The 21,646-nt window shown below is 49.6% G+C and carries 18 protein-coding genes; 5 read left to right on the forward strand and 13 right to left on the reverse strand.

Annotation, left to right across the window (positions count from 1 at the left end; all coding sequences use genetic code 11):
• Nucleotides 1-36: 36 nt before the first annotated feature.
• On the forward strand, nt 37-1,200 hold the full coding sequence (locus AC0YN4_RS17100; RefSeq protein ID WP_475782289.1) for an ROK family protein: 1,164 nt from the start codon (nt 37-39) through the stop codon (nt 1,198-1,200).
• Nucleotides 1,201-1,232: 32 nt separating this feature from the next.
• On the opposite strand, the gene AC0YN4_RS17105 is transcribed toward AC0YN4_RS17100, so the two are convergent.
• From AC0YN4_RS17105 to AC0YN4_RS17140, 8 genes are all read right to left on the reverse strand, one after another.
• A complete protein-coding gene (locus tag AC0YN4_RS17105; protein WP_475782290.1) occupies nt 1,233-2,243 on the reverse strand; it encodes a zinc-dependent alcohol dehydrogenase in 1,011 nt (336 codons plus the stop codon).
• Between the two features lie 21 nt (nt 2,244-2,264).
• On the reverse strand, nt 2,265-3,026 hold the full coding sequence (locus AC0YN4_RS17110; protein ID WP_475782291.1) for an SDR family NAD(P)-dependent oxidoreductase: 762 nt from the start codon (nt 3,024-3,026) through the stop codon (nt 2,265-2,267).
• Nucleotides 3,023-3,817 carry an N-acyl homoserine lactonase family protein gene (locus AC0YN4_RS17115; protein WP_475782292.1) on the reverse strand — a complete coding sequence of 265 codons (795 nt, stop codon included), beginning with the start codon at nt 3,815-3,817 and terminating at the stop codon, nt 3,023-3,025. The genes AC0YN4_RS17110 and AC0YN4_RS17115 overlap by 4 nt, the downstream gene beginning before the upstream one ends.
• A gap of 12 nt (nt 3,818-3,829) precedes the next feature.
• Entirely contained in the window at nt 3,830-5,014 is a 1,185-nt protein-coding gene (locus AC0YN4_RS17120) for an enolase C-terminal domain-like protein (RefSeq protein ID WP_475836263.1), read from the reverse strand.
• A 344-nt stretch (nt 5,015-5,358) separates the two neighbouring features.
• On the reverse strand, nt 5,359-6,489 hold the full coding sequence (locus AC0YN4_RS17125; protein ID WP_475836264.1) for a GntR family transcriptional regulator: 1,131 nt from the start codon (nt 6,487-6,489) through the stop codon (nt 5,359-5,361).
• Nucleotides 6,490-6,989: 500 nt separating this feature from the next.
• Nucleotides 6,990-9,188, reverse strand: coding sequence for a hypothetical protein (locus AC0YN4_RS17130; protein WP_475836265.1), 2,199 nt, complete (start codon nt 9,186-9,188; stop codon nt 6,990-6,992).
• 280 nt (nt 9,189-9,468) lie between these two features.
• Nucleotides 9,469-10,461: a 3'-5' exonuclease gene (locus tag AC0YN4_RS17135; RefSeq protein WP_475782296.1), complete on the reverse strand. Its 993-nt coding sequence runs from the start codon at nt 10,459-10,461 to the stop codon at nt 9,469-9,471.
• Nucleotides 10,462-10,579: 118 nt separating this feature from the next.
• Nucleotides 10,580-12,076: a DHA2 family efflux MFS transporter permease subunit gene (locus tag AC0YN4_RS17140; protein WP_475836266.1), complete on the reverse strand. Its 1,497-nt coding sequence runs from the start codon at nt 12,074-12,076 to the stop codon at nt 10,580-10,582.
• A 234-nt stretch (nt 12,077-12,310) separates the two neighbouring features.
• Between AC0YN4_RS17140 and AC0YN4_RS17145 the strand changes: the two genes are divergently transcribed.
• The gene (locus AC0YN4_RS17145) at nt 12,311-12,907 is read left to right on the forward strand and encodes a TetR/AcrR family transcriptional regulator (protein ID WP_475836267.1); all 597 of its coding nucleotides are present in this window, start codon (nt 12,311-12,313) and stop codon (nt 12,905-12,907) included.
• A 113-nt stretch (nt 12,908-13,020) separates the two neighbouring features.
• Here the strand turns inward: AC0YN4_RS17145 and AC0YN4_RS17150 are convergent, their stop codons facing one another.
• Both AC0YN4_RS17150 and AC0YN4_RS17155 read right to left on the reverse strand, forming a co-directional pair.
• Nucleotides 13,021-14,352: an MFS transporter gene (locus AC0YN4_RS17150; RefSeq protein ID WP_475782299.1), complete on the reverse strand. Its 1,332-nt coding sequence runs from the start codon at nt 14,350-14,352 to the stop codon at nt 13,021-13,023.
• Nucleotides 14,353-14,392: 40 nt separating this feature from the next.
• A complete protein-coding gene (locus AC0YN4_RS17155; protein WP_475836268.1) occupies nt 14,393-15,013 on the reverse strand; it encodes a cysteine hydrolase family protein in 621 nt (206 codons plus the stop codon).
• A gap of 194 nt (nt 15,014-15,207) precedes the next feature.
• On the opposite strand from AC0YN4_RS17155, the gene AC0YN4_RS17160 reads away from it, so the two are divergent.
• Nucleotides 15,208-15,825 (forward strand): YjgB family protein, encoded by a 618-nt coding sequence (locus tag AC0YN4_RS17160; protein ID WP_475782301.1) that lies wholly within the window; start codon nt 15,208-15,210, stop codon nt 15,823-15,825.
• A gap of 118 nt (nt 15,826-15,943) precedes the next feature.
• Here AC0YN4_RS17160 and AC0YN4_RS17165 read toward each other — a convergent pair whose 3' ends face one another.
• The 3 genes from AC0YN4_RS17165 to AC0YN4_RS17175 form a co-directional block, all read right to left on the reverse strand.
• Complete coding sequence (locus AC0YN4_RS17165) at nt 15,944-16,999, reverse strand: alpha/beta fold hydrolase (RefSeq protein WP_475836269.1); 1,056 nt, start codon at nt 16,997-16,999, stop codon at nt 15,944-15,946.
• 110 nt (nt 17,000-17,109) lie between these two features.
• Nucleotides 17,110-18,288 carry an MFS transporter gene (locus tag AC0YN4_RS17170; RefSeq protein ID WP_475782303.1) on the reverse strand — a complete coding sequence of 393 codons (1,179 nt, stop codon included), beginning with the start codon at nt 18,286-18,288 and terminating at the stop codon, nt 17,110-17,112.
• Between the two features lie 175 nt (nt 18,289-18,463).
• Nucleotides 18,464-18,901, reverse strand: coding sequence for a MarR family winged helix-turn-helix transcriptional regulator (locus tag AC0YN4_RS17175; RefSeq protein ID WP_475782304.1), 438 nt, complete (start codon nt 18,899-18,901; stop codon nt 18,464-18,466).
• Between the two features lie 134 nt (nt 18,902-19,035).
• Between AC0YN4_RS17175 and AC0YN4_RS17180 the strand changes: the two genes are divergently transcribed.
• Together AC0YN4_RS17180 and AC0YN4_RS17185 are read left to right on the forward strand one after the other, a co-directional pair.
• Nucleotides 19,036-20,562, forward strand: a complete 1,527-nt coding sequence (locus AC0YN4_RS17180) for a spore germination protein (protein ID WP_475836270.1) — start codon at nt 19,036-19,038, stop codon at nt 20,560-20,562.
• The gene (locus AC0YN4_RS17185) at nt 20,555-21,643 is read left to right on the forward strand and encodes a Ger(x)C family spore germination protein (protein ID WP_475782306.1); all 1,089 of its coding nucleotides are present in this window, start codon (nt 20,555-20,557) and stop codon (nt 21,641-21,643) included. Before AC0YN4_RS17180 ends, AC0YN4_RS17185 begins: the two co-directional genes overlap by 8 nt.
• Nucleotides 21,644-21,646 lie beyond the last annotated feature (3 nt).

Below are 21,646 nucleotides of genomic sequence, written 5' to 3' on the forward strand. Positions count from 1 at the left end.
ACCCAAATCATCCGCGAGGCGGATTCGGGGGACGTTATGGCCATTAAGAAGACCGGAGATTTGACCTTAGTCAAAAAAATGAATACAGCAATCGTGCTGGAGGCGGTGCTTCGTCACGCGCCTCTTTCACGTGCTCAAATATCGGAGCGGACCGGACTGAACAAGGCGACGGTCTCGAGTCTTGTGCAGGATTTAATCGACCGCCATCTCGTGCTCGACATCGGCCCGGGTGAATCGAGCGGGGGACGCAAGCCGTTTCTCCTCTTGTTCCATGCCCGTGCAGGCTACGCAATCGGCATCGATCTTGGGGTTAATTATATACGCGGCATCTTAACGGATCTGGAAGGCGCCGTCGTATTGGAACGTGAGCTGCCGATTGATAATCATGAGATCGATATCGTGCTTCCGAAGCTGATGGATTGCATCGATGAGCTGAGGACATCCATGCCTGCGAGCCCTTATGGTCTGGTTGGCATTGGGATAGGCGTGCCGGGTATCGTCAATGGCGAGGGCACGATCTTGTTCGCGCCAAACTTATCTTGGCCGCAGGTTCCGCTTCGGGCCATGATTGAGGAACGCTTCTGCGTGCCGGCTACCATCGACAACGAAGCGAATGCCGGGGCGCAAGGCGAGCAGAAATACGGCGCCGGACGCGGCATTGCCAATCAAATTTATGTCAGCATCGGGATCGGAATCGGAACGGGGATTATCCTGAACAAGGAGCTGTACAAAGGGGCGGCCGGCTTCTCCGGAGAGCTTGGTCATCTGTCCGTGATGGCGGATGGTACGCCATGCCGCTGCGGCAATCGCGGCTGTTGGGAGCTGTATGCCTCCGAGAACGCATTGCTTGAACAGGCGGAGCCGCTGGGGTATACGGATTTGGATGCCCTAATCGGCGCAGCCGAACAAGGCGATGAGAAAGTCATCGCCCTGTTTCACCGGATTGGGGAATGGATCGGAACGGGGATTGCAAACATCGTGAATGTATTCAATCCGAATGTTGTGATTATCGGCAACCGGATGCGGCGTGCGGAACCGTGGATTCGCGAAGCCGTCGCCGCTACGGTCGGCAGTCGCGCACTCGCTTATCACCGGGAACAATTCCGCCTGCTCTATGCGGAGCAAGGTGACAAGTCCGCTGTGCGCGGGGCAGCTCATTACGCGATTTCCGCGTTTCTGACCAAGATGAAGGACAGCTAGCACACTGCTAAACGTTGTTAAATGCGATTCGCCTAGACGGCGAGAATGATTTTGCCGTATTGAATTTCGCCTTTCACAAGCCGCTGGAAGCTTCTCGGGCCTTCCTCCAGCGGTTTTTCTGTTGTCCAGCCTTCCTCGGTCACTTTCCCGTCGGTCAGCAGCTCCAGTGCATCGGCGAAATCTTGCGGCGTATAGCAGAACGAGCCAAGTACATTCGTCTCGCAGCGAATCATATCGTTGATCGGAAGCGGTGATTCTGCGCTGCCAAGCCCGATGTTCATAATCGTACCACCGGTATTGACGATTGTTTTGGCGAGACTTCGCGTCACGCTGAACCCTGCCGCATCAATGACGATGTCAATGCCTTTGCCATTCGTCGCCTGTTTCATAGCAGCAAGTGATGCATCGCTTGTGCTGTCTACCGCGCCATCGAAGCCCATTTGGGAGACAAGCTCCAATCTTAGCGGATTATTATCAAGCACGAACACCTTGCCCGCTCCAAGCAAACGTGCCGTAAATGCGCAGAGCAACCCGATCGCGCCTGCTCCAATGATGGCCACATTGCCGAATGGAACGGTCGCCATCGCACGCCTGGTTGCGCGCAAGGAGCATGCTAACGGCTCGGTGAGCGCTGCTCGGCGATAGGAGAGCGCATCTTGAATGCGTACCACTTGTCCAGCAGGTACCGTAATTTGCTCCGCATAAGCACCGGGCCGGTGGATGCCGATAATTTGCCTGCGATCACAGAGGTTATATTGCGCGCGAACGCAGCGCGGGCATGTGCCGCAGTGAATCAGCGGATTCACAACTACTCGATCACCAACCGCTAAGCTCGCGGCAGCGCCGATAATATCACCGGCGAACTCATGGCCCATCAGCAGCGGCGGATGCCGCAGGCTGTTATGACCGAGATACCCTTCCAGGTCAGAGCCGCAGATACCGGCATGGCTGACTTTGATGACCACTTCCTGTTCCTTCGGCTCCGGTAATGCCAAATCTATGAATGACATTTGCTCCGGTCCTGTCCACATCACTGCTTTCATGGCTATCTCCTCTTTCCCCAATTACATGATCAGTGCGCCCCCGTCGACAGCGAGCAAAGCACCGGTTACCCATTCCGCATCCGGCGATGTCAGATAGACAATCGCCTTACCGAGATCGCTTGGCCTTCCCCCGCGTCCGGCCGGTAAGTGCGACGCCCATTCATCGACCTGAGCTCCCGCTTGCTTGCGCTGCTCGAGATTAATGTCAGTCGCCACGCCGCCGCATAAGATTGCATTGACTCGGATGCCATATTTGCCAAGTGCATTAGCCATGGACGAGGTCAGCGCGTTCATGCCGCCTTTGCTCGCCGCATAGTGAACTTGCTCGGGTCCGCCCCTCATCGTCGTTACGGTGCTGATATGAACGATAGCCCCGCTCCCTTGCTCACGCATGACAGCTCCGGCTGCCTGCGAACAGAAGAAAGCGCCTGCCAAATTGACGGCGATCGTCCGGTTCCACGTCTCTTCCTCGATAGCGAAGAAATCGCGAAATGGACAAATGCCTGCGTTGTTCACAAGAATATCAATGCGGCCATAGCGCGATTTCACTTCGCTGACCATGCGATCGATTTCGGCCTTCACCCCAATGTCCGCGCCAATTGCTTCTGCTTGCCCGCCGCGCTGCTTGATCTCGGCAACTACCTCAAGTGCAGCTTCTTCGCGACTGGTATAGTTCACGATTACAGTGGCTCCCGCGCTGGCGAGCTCGCCACAGATCCCCCTGCCAATCCCACGGCTTCCTCCGGTTACAATGGCAACTTGCCCCTGCAACTTCCCGCTCAAGCACGATTCCCCCTTACCCATCCATCCGGATAACGATCCAAGATCGCCGCATCATGACCAGGCAGCAGAATATCCGCTTCCCGCTTCAACCGGCGAATCGCATACACACTTTCCTCGGCGCTGAACCCGAATCCGATCGGATGCTCTCGCTCCAAATTCTCGTACAGAAAAGCGACATCACCGGTAATGGCGGCTATGCCGTCCTCCATCTGTATCAATACCGCTTGCGAGCAGCGAGTATGTCCGCCTACATGGATAACCCGAATACCCGGGACAATTTCGGCCTCGTCCGGTACGAGTGTAAGCTGCTCTTTCATTTCCTTGTCCATGTAACGAAGGAGTGCGTGCGGGAACGTATCGAAGATCGGTACGCCGCGTTCGACCGCGAAATCCCAGCCTCTGCGATTCACGTAAATCTTGGCGTTGACGAAGAGCGGAATGTTGGCGATATGATCATAATGCAGATGCGTTAGAATGACTGCATGAATATCCTGCGGCTGTAATCCATTCGCAGCGAGTAATGACACCGTATCTTCGCCTTCGGCGACCGGGAACCCGGCATGACTGTTCTGATCGAGTCTATGAAACTCTTCGCCATACTCACCGCCGTAGCTGCGTTGATGCGTTCCGCCCATCCCTGTATCAACCAGGATGTTCTGCCCGGCACCTTGGATCAGCCAAAAATAGCAATTCACATGCACTTGCTCCCCGAACCCTTCCATGAATAGAAAAACCGGCTTCGGCGCGCTGTGCGTCGCGGTTCGCAAGCATTTGATTGTAAAGACGCTCATCTGAGTTGCCTCCTATCTAGTCAGCTCATCCAGCACTTCAAGTGCCCCTTCGCGCAGCGAAAGTCCGGTTCCAATGCATTCCGGCAGCGTAAACCAACCGTCTTGCGGCAGCTGGACGCCTTCAAACACGACATCATAATTGGTTTTATCCGCACCCTGATAATAAGCAAATTCGGCATAAGGAATGTTCACCTGCGAGAAAATCAGGTGCAGCGCCCAAGGCTGCAGCCCGCCTGCATGCGGAATCACTTCGAGATTGCATGCGGAAGCCATCGTGCAAATTTTGCGCGCTTCCGATACCCCGCCGACCCAGCAAATGTCCGGCTGCAGAATTTGTGCTCCGCGGGCCTGGATAAGCTGTTGATAGCCGTATCGCGTATATTCATGCTCGCCTGTCGCGATCGCGGAAGTGATGACCTTGCGGTTGAGCTCCGCGTAACCGTCAATATCGTCCGGCGGCAGCGTCTCTTCGATCCACTTGACGCGGTATGGCGCGACCAGCTCCGCCATCCGAATTGTATACTCCACGTTCCATGCCATATAACAGTCGAGCATAATTTCCATATCCGGTCCCAAAATATCCCTTGTTTCCGCAACCAGCGCCACATTGCGCTTCATGCCTTCCCAGCCCGAGGACGGTCCGTATGGCATCGCGAGCTTCTGGCCCATGAAGCCGCGGTCTTTGATCTTCGTCGATTCGTTGCCGGTGACATAAGCCTGCACTTTATCCTTCGTCGCGCCGCCTAAGCTGACATAAAGCGGCTCTTGCCTGGCCTTCGCAATGAGATCCCACAACGCCAAATCTACCGCGGAAACGGCCATGATCGGAATGCCTTTGCGACCGTAAGGAAGCGTGATTTTGAACATCATGTCCCACAGCTTCTCGATTTGAAACGGATCCTTCCCCAGCAAGATGCGGCTGATATGCTCGTTAACGATCGACGCCGTCGCCATGCCCCCCGTGCTCTCGCCATACCCCTCGAGTCCATTATCGGCGATGATCTGCACGATCACGCGGCCTCCCATGCCAAGCCAGCTGGACCTGCGATCGAAATATTCCGGGTAATTGGACATCGGATTCGCGATTACCGTTTCCGACAACCAAGAACCCTCCGTATTGACGCTCCCCTGCCTCACTTGCTGGGCATGAGCTTTCTCACCATTCACAATAAAGACGCGTACATGCTCGATTTTCATTCAAGCAGCCTCCTCTTGATCTGTTAATTGGGGATTCTAGCACCTGGCAGTTGCGTACATATAAGCGCTTACAAAAGCATGGCATGCCAAAAACATCAAGCAGCCTATGGTTTTCCGCTTGATTGATTCCTTTGGGGTACGGTGTTTGTTTGATGAGATGCAGGAGTCTGATTTGCTGTCGGTTGGTTGATGATGCTGGTGATCAGTGAGGTGACTTGAGGTAGGAGAGTAGAGGCAGCGCTGGTCTCCTAAATAGGTGGCAGCCCAGCGCCGCTTTCGAATTAAGTATACAATGTAAGTTATTTCGTTTCAATATTTGTTTTACATTGTATATAGGTATACTTTTATTGATTTGCGGAGTAATGCGTGGTACTGCTGCGAACCAGCAGCTTCGGTACGATCTCTTCTTTTACAAACGACTCTTCAATCGCCTTCTCGCTCCATGGCTTCAGCAGCAGTTCCACTGCACGCTTGCCCATACGCTCCGTATTCTGATTGACAGTTGTGAGTGCCGGCGACGTGTAGCGGCTTTGGATAACATCGTCATAGCCGACAATGCTGAGCTCACCCGGAATGCGCAGCCCAAGCTCTTTGCCCGCTCGAATCGCGCCGAAGGCCTTGTAATCGCTCGTTGCGAAGATAGCCGATGGCTTATTTTCCAGTGCCAGCAGCTGTTTGGCCCCTTCGTAACCCATCTCTTCCAGCTCTTCGTTGGCCTCCATCACCGATACAAGAGACTCATCGAATGCGATTCCGTGCTGGGAGAGCGCCAGCTTGTAGCCTTGCAGACGAAGGGAGAATTCTTGGTTGATGTCCATTAGCGAGTGTCCCGTGACAATGATGCCGATCCGCTTATGCCCAAGGGAGATCAGATGCTCCGTGGCCAGATATCCGCCCGTCAGATTATCGACGATGACATACGGAATTTGAAGCTGCGGGAAATAAAAGTGAGCCAGCACCATGCGCAGATCGGCTTCTTTCCATGCCTTTAGTTGGGCGATGAGAATATTCTGCGCACCGGGTGCACCTGGCAGCACGATGGCTCCGACCAGCGGATTCGACTCGATTCCATCGCTTTCGCTGACATCCAGCAGTTGAAAACGAATGGCATGTTCCTCGCACGCCGCATGAATGCCGCTAATAAAATTGGCATAAAACGGATGGTTGAACAGATGCGGCGAGGCGGACGGATGGATCAGCACAATCTGTTCGAGCGCGATTTTGCCGCTTTCCGGTGAGTCGGCATGTTGCAGGTCGCGCAGCTGAATGAATGTCCCTTTGCCACGAATGCGGACAACGAGCCCTTCATTCACCAGCTCGCTGAGCGCGCGGCGCGACGTAATCTCGCTCGTCTCGTACAACTTGGCCAGCTCGATCTGCGTCGGTATCGAATCGCCGTCCTTCAGTTGACCGCTGCCGATCTTCGCTTTAATGTCTTCCACAATAAACTTGTAAAGCGGCATTGTCTCTCTCATCACCATACACCCCTTCTGCCGGTTCCTACCCGATGCGCGGACAGTTACATTATACTTATAAATCTATAACTTGATTATATAGTATACTTTATCAAAAAACCAATCAAAAGTTAGCGGTGATGCCTCGTGGACAACACAAGATAAGCTACCTACTCCCATTCCACCGAATTTCGGCTTATGTAGACACCTGGATAAGCTACTTGTCTATCGAGCCACATCGGCGGAGGGTTGCTGCTTTAAATTTCGGCGGTACAGTGTAACTCCCAGCTCCCTTCACCTCAGCCAAAACAAAAAAAGTGGGCGAGCAGGACCAACTTCTCCTGCCCGGCCACCTTGGATAGATTTGCTACATCGCACTTCCACCTAAATTTGCTTCACCTTCAACGCCGTGCCACTAGCCCTGCTGCTGCTAGCCGTGCCACTTCTAACCACGCCACTGTCGCTTTGCCTATATCTCTCTGCCACTTCGCTTCGCCGACAAGCTCCTCGCCACATGTCCTCTACGGCGTGTTCGTCAGCCACATATAATCGACGTTCATCGTGCCTGTGGTCGAGAAGGGGTCGAAGCGCAAGGACTTAATCGTCCCGCTCCAGCCGGCAACGGTTCCCATATCGATTGTGTATTCCGTGTAGCTGCCCATATTCGCTGCTGTCGTGAATGTCTTGGATTTGGCTTCATTCCAGGTCGAATCCGCATTCGTGATGAAGAAGAATTTCGCTCCGGTATCGGACGTATTGTTCTTCAGTCGAATCTTAAGATAGCGATAAGAAGACGCGATGCCAAGGTTAGTCGGACCAACGGAATACGGGTCTCCGCCGCTTGAAGTGAGCGTCCAAATTCCGCCGGACACGCTGCTGCTCATTTGATTCGTATTCGCCCAGCCCTCCGTGCTTCCGGCCGTTGCAAAATCCCACTGCGCCGCAATACTTGAAGCCGTGTAAGCGACTGCCGGCGACCAGCTTACATTATCGTACTGGTTACTGCCCGCTGCGCCGCTCGTAATTTCGAAGCGAATCTCATCTCCCGCCGCGACCGTTACGCCATCAAGGTTGCTTTCATAGCCGAAGCGATCATTGTAAGCCACCGCTTGATCGGCGCCAGCCGGCCAAATCCGTGTCCCATTCTTCGTGATGCGAGCAACGACGCCGTCCCCGCCGGCAATGACGGATTTCAGCACGCGGCCGCGAATACTCACCGTACCGCTTGTCGGCGCCGTCCATGCGCGGGCAACGATTTTGCCAACTCCGGTGTCGGGGTGCATTTCAAATTGCGATACCTGCGGCACGTTCGACACCGAGGATGCCTGCCAAATGTTACTTGCTGTATCATAGTAGCCCAGGTTACTCCACGAGGAACCGTTAAACGCTTTATAAGACCAATTGCTGCTTCCTTGTGTGGAACTGAATTGCTTAGCCGCATGATAGATATTGCTGCCGTTCGTAATTTGAAGGTTGTTGGTGAGCGTAAATCCGCTGTAATTGGCGCCGTCTTGGTACAAGAAATTGTTTGGCTCCGCATACAGATTGTCGCGAATCGTTCCGCTCGGAGTATCCGAGTTGCCCGCACGGCGGAACGAGCCGCTGCCGTTGTTAATGAAGACATTGCCTCCTGCCACGCTGTTTGTCTCCAAACCGAGCCCCGGATGGATCGCCAAATACGAAATACCGGCGCCTGCGTTACCGGCAATGTAGTTATTGTTGATTTGCAGGTTATCCGTGCAGCACTCATAGTCGAAAGCAACCATATCCGGCGAGGACGTGTTCGGCACGTTCGTGAACATGCTGTTCAGAATATACGAGTCGCTTACAAAAGCAATATAGATCGCAGCCGTTCCCGTATCCGAGTGACAGCCTCCTTCACCGTCGAGCTTCGAGTTAATCATGGTCAAATACCGAACCGATGTCAGCCGCATCCCGTCATCGCAACCGGTGCCGCCGCCCGCATTATCGCCGTGCATATTGAGATTGTTCATCAATACATGCTCTGCTGCCTTGTGGCCCGTTGCATTCATGTAGCCGGAATTATACCAATCGATCGAAATCGTATCGAGGTTTCGTGTGCCTTCAATCGTATCGAAAGTGACGTTGTCTACAATATAGGTGCTTGCGGGGTTGGAGGCGTTGAAGGTTTTGGAGGTGAACTCAATCCCTGCCGAGTTCCAGATGGCATCCCCGGTTGAATCATTGCCGCTGCCTGATCCTTGATGAATGCCGTAAATATCATGAAAATATAAATTCGTGAAGGACAAATCATTATGGCCTGCTGTCGAGAACGTAACCAGAATGCCCGTTCCGGCGCTGCCTACCTCCAGATTGTTGATTTTCCAATAGCTAGGGTTGGTCAGCTTAATACCGCGATCTGCTTGATTGCCGTTGCGGATGATTTTCGCTTTAGGGGTGCCGCCGTAGGAATCAATCGTAATATAGTTTGTCGAGGTCCCTTGCCCGGTCACCGTCATTTGCTGATTACAGGTGACGCCGCTCTTGAGCAGAATACGATCCCCGGCGCTCATCGTACCGATGCTGTTAATCGTGTTAAAGCTGTTGTATGGCGATATCTGCGTGCCTGATCCATTGCTTCCGGCAGAGCAATCCACGTAATAATCCGCTGCATTCGCCTTCGCGTTCCATACAAAGAAGCAGCAGCCCACAACAAGTGCAAACAGCATCGCCTTCAGCCATTTCGATCCGAAAGTCATCCTTATCGACAGAGCCATCATTTCTCCCTCTTCCCTTTTCGAATAGTCGCCTCACATCTGTGGAGTAAACATTTCCAAAACAGAATCAGAATCACAACCGTGTATTAATGACCTCCTTTCATTAGTCAGTTATTTAAGTATACTAATTAATCCTTATTAACTGACTATTAATACCTTAACACGTCGATACCCAACAATAAATATACTTTAATCAGCGGAGGCAAAAAAAACCTCAGCGCCTTCATCTCGGCACCGAGGTTTCGCTGAAATATATTCCTCACTAAACGAGGTGAGATTGATAAATGCACTTCATGAGCTCAAATGTCGCTTTCGTATCGGCCCATGCGCGATGCGGTCGTTCATTAATGATGTCAAATCGTTCGCAAAGGGTGGATAAATCATAGCTCGCAATGGGCAGCTTTAATTGCCTCGCCTGCTTGATCGTACAGAGCAGCTTGCCTGTCCAGACTCGAATATTAGCTCGGTCACAGATCGCCTTCAACACGCGATAGTCATATTGCACGTTATGACCGACGAGCACCGGTGTGCCCGCAAGGAATTTGTTTAATTGTTTCACAGCTTGAAACGATGTCGGCATACCAGCTACATCTTGATCTGTAATGCCCGTGAGCTCTCTGATTTGTTTGGAAATCTTCAGTTTTGGATTAACCAGCGTTTGAAATTGATCAATGACTTGGCCGTTTCTAAATTTCAATGCGCTGATTTCAATAATCTTAGCGTACTCCACGATGGGGGAAGTGGTCTCAAAGTCCAGCACAACACCTTCACTCGGCATCTTTAGCTCACTGTAGTAGTCATACTTCTTGGCTTTCTCCTTCACAACGACAGGAGGATTCAACTGTGCAGCATTTACCGTTTCAAGCGGATAACCGTTGAGCACGCCTGGCTGTATCTGATCGACAATGCTAATGTCATTGAGCAGATCAAGCCGCTCCGTATAGGGATCGCAAGTTGTTTGCGCATACGAAACAAACTCGTTCAGCAGACCAGAGACCTGATCTTTATCCGCTAAGCCGTGCAGCGAAAGAGCAGACTTGGAAACGGCAAGCTGAATTCCGTAGCTTCGGTAGGTGCGATGCAGCAAACCGACGACCTTGCGCAGCCCGCTCCAGAATCCATAATCCGCCCTGCCTTGCCCTACGTTGAGCGCCATGTAGCCCTCTTTCACTTCGGGAATGCAGCAATAAAACATCAATCTTGTTTCGGATTGATGTTCATAGAGCTTCGCAGCCAGAATGATGGTCCTGTTCATCACAATCACCTGCCGATTCATATATTGGTTCCGCTGCCCTTATTATAAGGCAAAAAAGAAGCAGTCTCCTCCTTTTTTTGAGGAAACTGCTTCTTATCATCGATGATCGTCTTCTTTGTTATCTGTTTGTCAGACTAACCGGTTGGGGTTCTAATTTGATTCCCGCTGCTGCTTTCTCCTCGACCTGCCCCGTACGTTTGATGAAGAAAGAAAGCAACAGACCGACAACACCAATGCCAATAATGACTAGATAGGCATCATTAATCCCTTGAATCGTCGACTCCATGATCATATGCTCCTGTGTAGCATTACCACCGGATGCCATCATATCCTGAAGATGACTCTTCGTTCGGGTCGTCATAACCGTTACCAGCAAGGAGGTGCCAATTGCACCGGCCACTTGCTTAATCGTGTTGGAGATGGCTGTACCATGCGCATTGAGTCTCGCAGGCAGTTGATTCAACCCCGCTGTCGTAATTGGCATGAGGAACATCGCCATCCCGAAACGTCTTCCTGTGGACATCAGAACTAGGTACGTATAGCTGGTGGAATCCGTTAGATTCACGAAGCCGATTGTAGTTGCAATCGTAATGGCCATCCCAATAATGGACAACCACTTCGCGCCAAACTTATCGAACAGTCTGCCCGTGATCGGCATCATAACGCCCATCAGAAGCGCTCCGGGCAACATCAGTAAACCAGACTCCAGCGCCGTGTAGCCACGTGCATTTTGCAAGTATAGAGGCAGCAGCATCATATCCGCATACATCACCATCGTAACCGCAATATTAATAATGGTCGTCAGAGAGAACATACTATATTTGAACGTTCTAAGCTCCAGAAGCGGCTCTTTGGAAACCAATTGCTTCCATGTGAAGAGGATCAAGGAAATCACACCGACAACGATGGAAATGATGACTTCCGCGCTTGACCACCCTTTACTACCGGCGCTGCTGAAACCGTAAAGTACGGCACCAAATCCAATCGTTGAGAGGAGTACACTCCATAGGTCAATTTTCGGGAATTGTCGTTCCGCTACATTTCTTAGGAAGACAAAAGCGACTCCAATAACGATGACGGCAATCGGAATCATGCCATAGAACATCGTCCGCCAAGCGTAGTGCTCCATTACATATCCGGCTAGAGCAGGTCCAATTGCAGGTGCGAAAATAATCGCGAATCCGACCATACCCATTGCTGCTCCTCGTTTGTCAGGAGGGAATACAGTTAGAATGACAGTCATTAGCAGCGGCATAATGATACCTGCTCCGGCAGCTTGGATCAGTCGACCGGCCAATAAAACATCAAAGTTAGGTGCTATTGCCGAAACAATCGTGCCCCCGAGAAAAATAATCATGGCGGTCTGGAACAGCTCACGTGTCGTAAACCGCTGCATGAGATAAGCTGTAATCGGAATTAATACACCGTTTACGAGCATATATCCGGTAGTCAGCCATTGGGCCGTAGATGCCGCAATGTCAAAGTCAATCATAAGCTCCGGAAGCGCAACGCTCATAATCGTCTGATTCAAAACCGCGATGAACGCCCCCAGTATCATAACAAACATCAGAGGACCTTTCTTAATACTGCTGATTTCAAGGCCTGAAGTACTCATAGTATTGCTCTCAACCCCTTCTATATTCTTCGATGAACTAATTTACACTATGTTGTATAATGTACCTAATGTAAGATTATAGTCACCGCACTACCCGATCACAAGCAACAGCTTTTCGCGATATGTAAATTAATTAACGCATCCGTCGATTGTGTCGTCTAAACGAAACATCTTTTACGAAGTGATTTAGAAGTGTCGTCCTGAAAGAGTGGTAAAGAAAGGGGTTTAGCTCTTATGTCGGTAAAATCACCACGGACCGATCCGCGTGTCCTTCGAACCCGTCAATTGATTCGAGATGCTTTCATCGATCTTCTTCAGGAACATGAGCTTGAGAAAATAACGGTTAATCGCATTGCCGAACGCTCCACAATCAGTCGCGTCACCTTCTATCTTCATTACCGGGATATTCCGGATCTTATGGAGCGGATGGCGGATGACATGATTAATGAAATTCACTCGATCTTGAAAGAAGTGCCGGACCAACCACAAACAGAGGTAGATTGGACCATTCTGCTCCGAATTCTCGAACATATCGCGGACAATTCGAAGTTTTACACGGTGCTTCTCGCTTCCAAACGAGTATCTGTTTTCACCGAACGCCTTATGAATCTAATGGTTGAACTCATTACCAAGCGAGCAGAGAGCCGAATCGTTTCCTCAACTACTCCGGCTGTGAACGTTCCACACGACATCGCCATCTGGTATGGCTCCTCCGCATTCATCGGTACGATCGTATGCTGGCTTCGTAATGATATGCCGTACACGCCGCTTTATCTGGCTAAGCAGCTTTCTCTGTTGTTCCGTCTACATCAAACTCCTCCCTCTACATAATGTCATTCCGTAGAAAAAGCGGCGGACAAGGTTGCAGCAACCTTGTCCGCCGCTTCTTTGCGGCATCGCTATACTAGAACTGTTTGATCCTGTTCACTGACCACATAGAACAACTACCCGCGGGAAGCCTGAGCTTGTCGCTTATCGGATAGCGAGTACCAGAACAGCATGCACAATGAGCATATGCTCACGGCAATCAATACACCGTATACATATTCGTACGCATGCATCAACGAATATTTCTTATGGAATTCAAGCAGCATACCGCACACCGCAACGGACAATGAGCCGCCGAAAAACTGGATGAGCTGCATAAATCCCATGCCTGAACCGATCAGCTCGGCTGGTAGAATCCGTGACGTTTCATTGTTTAACGATGCCAGTGTCGCGGAGGCAGCTGGTGAGAAGAACAAGTAACCGATCAAGATGACAAGCGGTGATGCGCCGAGCTCTAACCTAAAGAGGATCAGTACGGATGCTAGAAGACCGTGACCGAGAATGAGGAATCGCAAGTTGCCATATTGATCAATCCATCGTCCAAAGAAGCGTGTCAGAAAAGCAGATAACACCGCACCCGGTGCAATCATGAAGCCAATGACCAATGGTGTTTTGTCGAATAGATTCGCAAGTGCCAGCGGCATTAGGAACAGGTTGCCAAGATTCATGACCAAGATGCTGAAACCGACAAGAAGCAGCTTTAAGTACGTAGGTTTGGACAAGAGCTGCGGATTAATAAACGTTTCTTTCGCATGTTTGAGATGCCAGGCATGAACGATGATGGATAGTAAGCCGGCAATCAGCCAGATGACCGACCGATGCGTAACGGCAATCAGAAGTGCCGCGGCATTCACGACGGTAAGGATGGCACCGATTAAATCGAACCGAAACGGCTTTGGTTCTTCCTTAGGGAGCAGTCGCAGCAGAATCGGAAGCAGGATAAGCACAATGCAAGTAACGGCGAACAATCCGTTCCAGCCGATGTACTCGCTAATCAGCCCGCCGACAATCGGCCCAAGTCCGAATGCCATAGCTGAGCCCGCCGATATCATCGATATCGTTCTTCCGCGCCGTTCATAAGGGATATAACGGCTGGCGAGAACAAGACCAAGTCCAGCCATCGCACCGGAGCCCGCAGACTGTGCGATGCGAGCGAGCAGCAGCGTTTGGAAGTTGGTCGCCAGAATCCCGATAACAGAGGAAAGCCCTAGTATCAGGAGTCCGACTGCGACCAACCTTCGAATCGGCAGCACGTCGGAGAGTCTGCTGTAAATAACCGTCGACAGGGCGTACCCGATGGAGTAGCTTGAAACGATCCACGATCCAAGCACCGCCGATACGCCAATGTCTTGAATGATACTCGGAATGGATACGTTAAACATCGTCGTATTCATCACGACGATAAACAAGCCGAACGTCCAGACCGGCATTACGATTTTGTCATTCATGTGGATACCTTCCTAATCTTAAGCTTTCCGTGCATGCTGCTTACAAGTCTAATGAAGCAAGCAGTTCTTCCGTTGTTACAATGGCATGCGCGAAAGTCGGCCCGTTAATGACATGCGCCGCATGCATCGCTTCTTTACTGAAAGCCGATGTGGCGTCTTTCACAAGGGTCACATGGTAACCAAGCTCCATGCCGAAACGTCCGGTCGATTCAATGCACGTGTTGGCTATCATACCGATTAGAATGATCTTTTGTAAACCGTGCATTTTCAGCTGATGATCCAGATCCGTGTTCGCAAACCCGCTGCTGCCCCAATGCTCCTTGATAATCACATCACCATGCTGCGGTTGAAAATCCGCATGAAATTCCCCGCCCCAAGTGCCCTTTGCAAACGACTGTCTTTCTTTGGCTCCGAGCTGATAGGGAGTCGGATGGTTCCACGTTTCGTAATCATCAGGTTCCGCTCTATGATGAGGCACGAAAAAAACACGAATGCCGGCCTTCCGAGCCGCTGCAACAATTTCTCTGAGATGTTGGAGCAAGTTCACGGAATCGCTTATTTCCTTCGTTCGCGGATAAATCTTGCCTTCCGGTGCCAAGAAATCATTATAAGGATCCACCAGAAGAAGTCCTGTCGTCGTACTGTCGTAAGTTTTGATCATTATCATCACACACCTTTCCATTGGTTCAGTTTCCCCATAAAAGGCGATATGAATCGTAACTTTGTTGTTACTTTTTCGTTACCTTTCTGTCATTCTTTCAGCAGCTAAACTAGTTAATATGTAGTTGTAAGGCAAGACAAGTTATCAACCGTCAACCGTCCTAGTCCAAAATAATAAAAAGAGGTGTATATAGAATGTTGAAGAATACAAAAGCAAAATCGTCGGTAAAATTAGGAGCGAAATTGGCCCTGGCCGGTTTCATTGCAGTAAGCTCGATGGCAGTCATCTCGCACTCGAATGTTAATGCGGCGGCGGCCAAACCGGATACCAGCAGCATTAAAGCACAGCAAGGCAGCACATATATCAAGACCATCTATAGTCTTGCAAAAGAAGGTAAAATTCCCGGACTGAACGCAATCGCAGGCAAAACGCCAATCTCCGCCGTCCATTACAAATGGGGCGAACCTGAAGTAGGCGGCGACTTAAAGGGCAACCATTACGAAATGTACAATTTCGGCATGGGACAAGGCGCTTACGGCTTCGGTATCAACAAATCCGGCGTCATCTACGACCTGCGCAATTTCGGACAGTCGATCGATCAGACGGTAGGCGTTAAGTCATTGACGTTCACGTCCGTTATCAAAACGCTGGGTATGCCCAAAGAAGTGCGCTACTCCGGCACGGACAAAATCTACGTCTACCATCCTTCAGCGAAGTACGAACTGAAATTCGTCGGCCCGAGCAAGGTCGTTAAAGGCAAAGTTGCGCATATCGATCACATCAACGTTTACGCTGGTAAAGCGAATCTATAATAACCGGCAGCGCGGATAATACGAAATAGAAATCGCCCCTACCTGGCCTTCTCGGCCAAGCAGGGGCGATTGTTTCGTTCAGTACTCTGGGGTGCTTATCGTTCCGCCATACTATTATCTAAGTACCGAAGAACTCAGTTAGCAGCTTTACGGTTTCTTGCGGGCTCTGCTCCGCGATCCAGTGTCCCGCTTTATTTATTTTGACCATTTTCATGTCAGTAGCATTTTGCTTCAGAAACTCTTCAAGCGTATGACCAGTGGAATCCCAGCCAGCAATACCAAGTGCAGGCACGGACAGCTTCTTATAGGTTTTCAGATCATCGATATCTTGTCTAAACGTTTTGTACCAACCATTACTTGCGCGAATCGCATCCGCACTGGCATATGCCGCATAGTAGATATCTTTGGTCTCTTGCGTCATCGGCGGTTTGCCATAAGCCAAGTAATTAAAGAGCCAATCTTGAAAAATACTCATTTGTTTTCCTTGCAGCAGCTGTTCGGGCAAGTCCGGTACGGAATTGAGCGCAAACCACCATGGGTAAATTGGCCGTTCATTAGGGCTCATGTCGTACACGCCCGGCGGCGCCACGAGTGGAATGTTCAGAAAACCTTCGAAGGGATGCGGAACATCCATCATCACTAGTTTTGTCGTAGCCTCTGGGTATTGAGCTGCATAAGCATAAGCAACCTGTGCCCCGATATCGTGTCCTGCCATATGAACCTTGTCATAACCAAGCTCTTTGACCAATGCATGAATATCAGAAGACATGGTCTTCTTATCGTATCCGGTCGGCGGCTTATCGGAGCTCCCCATTCCACGATATTCAACGACGTACACATGATAGTTTTTCGCAAGTTCCGGCATGATTTTGTGATACGCATACCAGTTCTGCGGCCAGCCGGGAAGCAGGAAGAGCGGTTTCCCCTTACCTCCTTCAACATAGTGAAGCGTGACTCCATTTACTTTCTTGTATCCGTTCTTGAATCCGGGAACCCTCTTAATGAGCTCCTTATCAGAGAACTTCTTGATGTCGATATCGGGGTCGGCAGGATGCTGGATGACCGAAAGCGTTGCTTCACTCCGATTATCGTAACCTGTGAAAGCAGATAGAAACAGCCCCAATGTCAACGACATCGCCAACAAGCCGAACAGTCTTGCCTTTCTACTTCCCATTACAATTCCTCCGCATAAGCGCATCTGTAGATGGCTATTATTATATTCACGCCATTATTATGGACAGATGCGCTGCGGTTATTACATGGGCTCGACTTCCGTCGCTCTTACTATTGTGAATTTAATTTGGTGAAATATCGATTAAACGTAAAGGAATAGATCAGCACATAGATGACGATTAGTGCTGCAAACAGATTGAAAATAACCAACGACAAGTTCAAATTGAAAAATTGAGTCAGTACGCCGACAGCAACCGGAGGGACGATAAACCCGAAATACGCGCATAGATAAAATGCCGATATGACGCGAGGACGTTCTTCCGGCTTCGGAAGCTGCCCGGCAAACCGCAAAGCAACCTGAAACGTCCATCCGGCGCCTATTCCTTGAATGAAGATGCCTGCCCATAATAGAAACAAGCTCTCTGCTTGACCGGAGAAAACGATGCTCCACGATCCAATGGCCAGAGACAAAATTGCAATCCGCATCCGTGTAACGGGATTACGCGGCCAAGGAAAGAACTGCATCAGCGCTCCGATGCCTAGAAGCACGAAGATTAACAATCCCGAAATAGACAGATTGTTCGTGTGAATGACATGCTTGACGAAGGATGGAATTAGCGAGAGCACAACGCCGCCTAAAGTAAAGACGGTAAAGATCGGAAGTCCGATAAATGACCAGAAATGCGCACTAATATTGTCAGGTACACCAAGCGAAATCTTAGCTTTGGCTTGCTTCTTCGCTTCCAAGTCCTCCTGTTTGGGCAGCATCTCCAGCACAAGCAGGGAACTGAACAACATGACGAGCAAGATCCAAAACGGTAAACGAAGCGGCTGAACATGCAAGTATTGTACGATTAAACCAGAAGTAGCCGGGCCTAAGCCAAAACCGATGTTCACCACTGCCCCCGATAACTTGAGTGCTGTGCCCACTTTCTCTTTAGCGCTTTGCTTGATTAGAAACGCACTGGCCGCACCTGTAAAAGCACCATACGCGACGCCTTCCAAAATCCTTGCAGCATACAGCATCCAAGTGTCCGTACTAATGCTAAACAGCAGTGTTGACGCGATTGATATCCAAATACTGTAACGAAGTACTCGTTTCAATCCCCAAACATTCGCTCTCGCTCCTACGACAAGCAGCGTTGGCAGCAGGACAGCAGCATAAACGGCAAACAAAATCGTGATTTCCAGACTGCTGAGCTGATAGTGCTCCCCATACAAAGGGAATAACGAAGATATATAAGTGGCTCCACAGGACATGATTAAAACAACCCAAAGCATCTTCTTCATGTAATTTCTCTTCTCCTCACAGGTTCAGTAATTTTAGTGTGCTACAGGTTGACTTGATTATTACAAACATCTCAAACTAATTAGTCTCATATGCCCCTATTTAATGTACACCCATACATCGAATCGACGATAATAACAAATGCTACAATTACCGTCGATTTCCGCAGTCCATCTGTCACGCCTGAAGGTTGATACCAACAACTTCATCCATCATGTTTCTCATCGAGCTAGCATGCTCAGCGCCATATTTCTCTTCGAATTCAACCTGAGCTCGTTCCCAGCCCACTCTTCCGATCTCCATTCGGTGCAAGCCTTCATCTGTAATAGACACGATTCTTGCACGCCGATCATGTTCGCTTACCTCAATACGAACCAAACCGTCTCGCTCCAGCGGCCTTAGATTATGTCCAATTGTTGCCCGATCCATCGTCATAAGCTCAGCGAGTTCATTCATCGTCTGCGCCCCGCGGTTCTTCAGATAACCTAAGATGGCGTATTGCGTAGCTCGCAGCCCCGATCCTGACTCTGCTAAGCAGCTATCATAGAACCGCGTAATATGTCGTGCTGCACGTCTCAACTTGGTACAGTTGCAGAGTTCCATGTTGGTCATCATTATTCAAACACCTCCAATCCGTCATGCCAAATCGCATAAACTGATTTTAGTCTCATATTCCCCTAATTGCAAGTGGTTGAAGTTGGTCAGCTTCAACTTGTCACCTTGTATAGAAATGGGTATCACGTAACATAATGGTGTTAATTCATACTACAGGCTTAGGCAAGGAGCATACGATGAAGCGGCATAATGCACCGAAAACGATCTCCGAGGTTTTTGAGCTGGCACTGAAATCCGGTGATTTTCATCAATTCTCTCCGGTTGAAGGCGACTTTCCTGTTCGCATTCAAATCAGTTATTATGAAACACTCGTGGATTGCACCAAAGTAAATCGATTTGTCGTAGCCGAAATTCAGAAAAACATCGAACACATTCATAACCTGGAAGATCTTAAGAATATCATCCCTTTTGTAGATGTGAAAGTGACCTATGATCCAGCGGATGTCGAGAACAAGCTGATCAAAGGTTATGTACTCATACAGCTAAACGATGCGGAGCATGCATTTATCTTAGTCAACGTGAATCAAGCGGCTCTTGGTCATCGCATGAGCAATGAAAGCGAGAATGAATTCAGCGTCGTCGGGCCTAAAGTCGGCTTTGTGGAAAATATCGAAATGAACATCCACCTTCTTCGGCAGCAAATTTCCGTGCCGGAACTCGTGTTTGAAGAAATAACGGTCGGGTCCATGTCCAACACAAAGGTAATGATCGTTTATATCGAAGGAGTGACGAACGATCAACATGTACAAACGGCTCGGCAGCGGCTTACTGAAGCAGATGCAGATATTATATTCGATAGCTCCATTCTGGATCAAGTCATCTCGGATCACACGAATACACCTTTTCCCTTGTTTCTATCTACGGAGAGAGTGGATCGTGTGACCTATGCTCTTGTTTCCGGCCAAGTTGCCATTCTCGCGGACGGATCGCCTTATGTCATCACGGGACCATCTGCTTTTTTGGATTTTTTCATGTCGCCTGAGGATTATTATGTGCCCTGGATCGTCGGATCGTTTTTTCGAATTATTCGCATCATGAGCGTTGTCTTCTCTATATTCGCCACTCCTTTATATGTTGCCGTATTAACCTATCACTTTGCCGTGCTGCCGGAAACGCTGCTTGAGCCGCTAATCATCTCACGCAGCCATGTTCCCTTTCCACCAGTAGTAGAAGCGATCTTTCTGGAAATCACAATCGAGCTGCTGCGGGAGGCGGGCGCGAGGCTGCCTGCAAAAATCGGACAAACCTTAGGTATCGTTGGTGGTATCGTAATTGGGCAGGCAACGGTTCATGCGGCGCTGACTAGCAATATTTTGTTGATTATCGTTGCGTTAACGGCGCTTGCCTCGTTTACGACGCCTATTTTCAGAATGGCGAATACGATCCGACTATTACGATTTCCCTTTATCCTGCTCGCAGCTTTATGGGGAGGGTTAGGAATTGCTGCCGGGTTCCTATTACTTGCAGGACACTTACTGCGCCTGAAATCATTAGGAGTACCTTATCTGGCGCCGATATTCCCGTTTCGTACCGGTAACTTCTCAGACAGCTTCATCCGCGCTCCGCTTTCCTATATGACGGACAGAAGTAAGCATCTAAAGCCGAAATCGATTCAACGTTATCATCCTAAGGAAGACAAAGAGGATATCAGCAATGAGTAGCTTCAGAGTTCTGCTATGGATTCCTGTTATCGTCTTGGTCGTTGTTCTTGCCGGCTGCGGCAATGCAGTCGTAGTCGACCAAATCCGCAGCTTGACCGTACTCGGTTTCGATAAGCATAATTCGGGATATAAGGCATCGGCGCTTTATGCTGATTATGCGGATAAAGGAAGAATCAAGGTACTTCGAGGAGATTCCAATCGAACACGAACTATGATCAAAGAGATGGACTTCCAATCCGCACAGCCCATTCGAATAGAGAAACTGAAAATGCTAGCCTTTAGCAAGGAAGTAGCTGCTGACGGAGTCAAAACCTTTATTAAAACATTTTGCAGAGATCCGATCATCAGCTTCTATACCATCTTGGCCGTCGTGGACGATTCCGTGGCATCCTTATCCGAAAGTTTGTTAGGCAAAGATAGCCAGGAGTTTCCTTATCACTTACTCGAGCAGAGTATGAAACAAGAAATGATCCCGCACTCAACTGTAGCAACCGTGTTATTCGATTATTACGGACTAGGGCGGGACATTTCCGTACCTTATCTCAAATTAAACGCCAATAAGGAAATTGAAATAGCCGGATACGGGATCTTTAAAGATGATCGTTTGAAGTTGGTCTTGAACCATGATGAAATGGTGTATTATAAATTGCTGCAAGGTCAAGCACTTCGCGGAGATATCCCGTTTGTAATTAGGAAAAACGCGAAGCAGTCGCCGGCTGTATTTAATACGACTTCCGGCAAGATGAAGAGGAAAATATCCACTAGCGACAATAAGACCAAATTCACTTATTCCTTTGTGTTAGAAGGCATGGTGACAGAATATCCGGATTGGTTTTCTTTAGGTGAGGAAGAAAATACGAAGTCTCTGGCTGAACAGTTGGAAAAGCAGCTTCAAAGCCATCTTCTTGACTTGCTGCACAAGTTTGTGAAGGAAGGAGTTGACCCGCTTGGAATCGGCGATTTGACGAGGTCTCGCCAAAGAGGCTGGACAGAGGAGAAATTCTATGCAACCGACTATGAGCAAATTAAATTCGATGTTCAAATTCATATCCGTTTAACCAAAGCGGGAATCGCAGAATAAATT

The organism is Paenibacillus sp. J22R3, assembly GCF_056269305.1.

Bases quoted from the DNA above. Each gene is read 5' to 3' on its own strand.
- AC0YN4_RS17100 (WP_475782289.1), top strand. From the start codon at position 37: ATGGCCATTAAGAAGACCGGAGATTTGACCTTAGTCAAAAAAATGAAT.
- AC0YN4_RS17105 (WP_475782290.1), bottom strand. From the start codon at position 2,243: ATGAAAGCAGTGATGTGGACAGGACCGGAGCAAATGTCATTCATAGAT.
- AC0YN4_RS17115 (WP_475782292.1), bottom strand. From the start codon at position 3,817: ATGAGCGTCTTTACAATCAAATGCTTGCGAACCGCGACGCACAGCGCG.
- AC0YN4_RS17120 (WP_475836263.1), bottom strand. From the start codon at position 5,014: ATGAAAATCGAGCATGTACGCGTCTTTATTGTGAATGGTGAGAAAGCT.
- AC0YN4_RS17125 (WP_475836264.1), bottom strand. From the start codon at position 6,489: ATGAGAGAGACAATGCCGCTTTACAAGTTTATTGTGGAAGACATTAAA.
- AC0YN4_RS17130 (WP_475836265.1), bottom strand. From the start codon at position 9,188: ATGACTTTCGGATCGAAATGGCTGAAGGCGATGCTGTTTGCACTTGTT.
- AC0YN4_RS17135 (WP_475782296.1), bottom strand. From the start codon at position 10,461: ATGAACAGGACCATCATTCTGGCTGCGAAGCTCTATGAACATCAATCC.
- AC0YN4_RS17140 (WP_475836266.1), bottom strand. From the start codon at position 12,076: ATGAGTACTTCAGGCCTTGAAATCAGCAGTATTAAGAAAGGTCCTCTG.
- AC0YN4_RS17145 (WP_475836267.1), top strand. From the start codon at position 12,311: ATGTCGGTAAAATCACCACGGACCGATCCGCGTGTCCTTCGAACCCGT.
- AC0YN4_RS17150 (WP_475782299.1), bottom strand. From the start codon at position 14,352: ATGAATGACAAAATCGTAATGCCGGTCTGGACGTTCGGCTTGTTTATC.
- AC0YN4_RS17155 (WP_475836268.1), bottom strand. From the start codon at position 15,013: ATGATCAAAACTTACGACAGTACGACGACAGGACTTCTTCTGGTGGAT.
- AC0YN4_RS17160 (WP_475782301.1), top strand. From the start codon at position 15,208: ATGTTGAAGAATACAAAAGCAAAATCGTCGGTAAAATTAGGAGCGAAA.
- AC0YN4_RS17165 (WP_475836269.1), bottom strand. From the start codon at position 16,999: ATGGGAAGTAGAAAGGCAAGACTGTTCGGCTTGTTGGCGATGTCGTTG.
- AC0YN4_RS17170 (WP_475782303.1), bottom strand. From the start codon at position 18,288: ATGAAGAAGATGCTTTGGGTTGTTTTAATCATGTCCTGTGGAGCCACT.
- AC0YN4_RS17175 (WP_475782304.1), bottom strand. From the start codon at position 18,901: ATGATGACCAACATGGAACTCTGCAACTGTACCAAGTTGAGACGTGCA.
- AC0YN4_RS17180 (WP_475836270.1), top strand. From the start codon at position 19,036: ATGGTGTTAATTCATACTACAGGCTTAGGCAAGGAGCATACGATGAAG.
- AC0YN4_RS17185 (WP_475782306.1), top strand. From the start codon at position 20,555: ATGAGTAGCTTCAGAGTTCTGCTATGGATTCCTGTTATCGTCTTGGTC.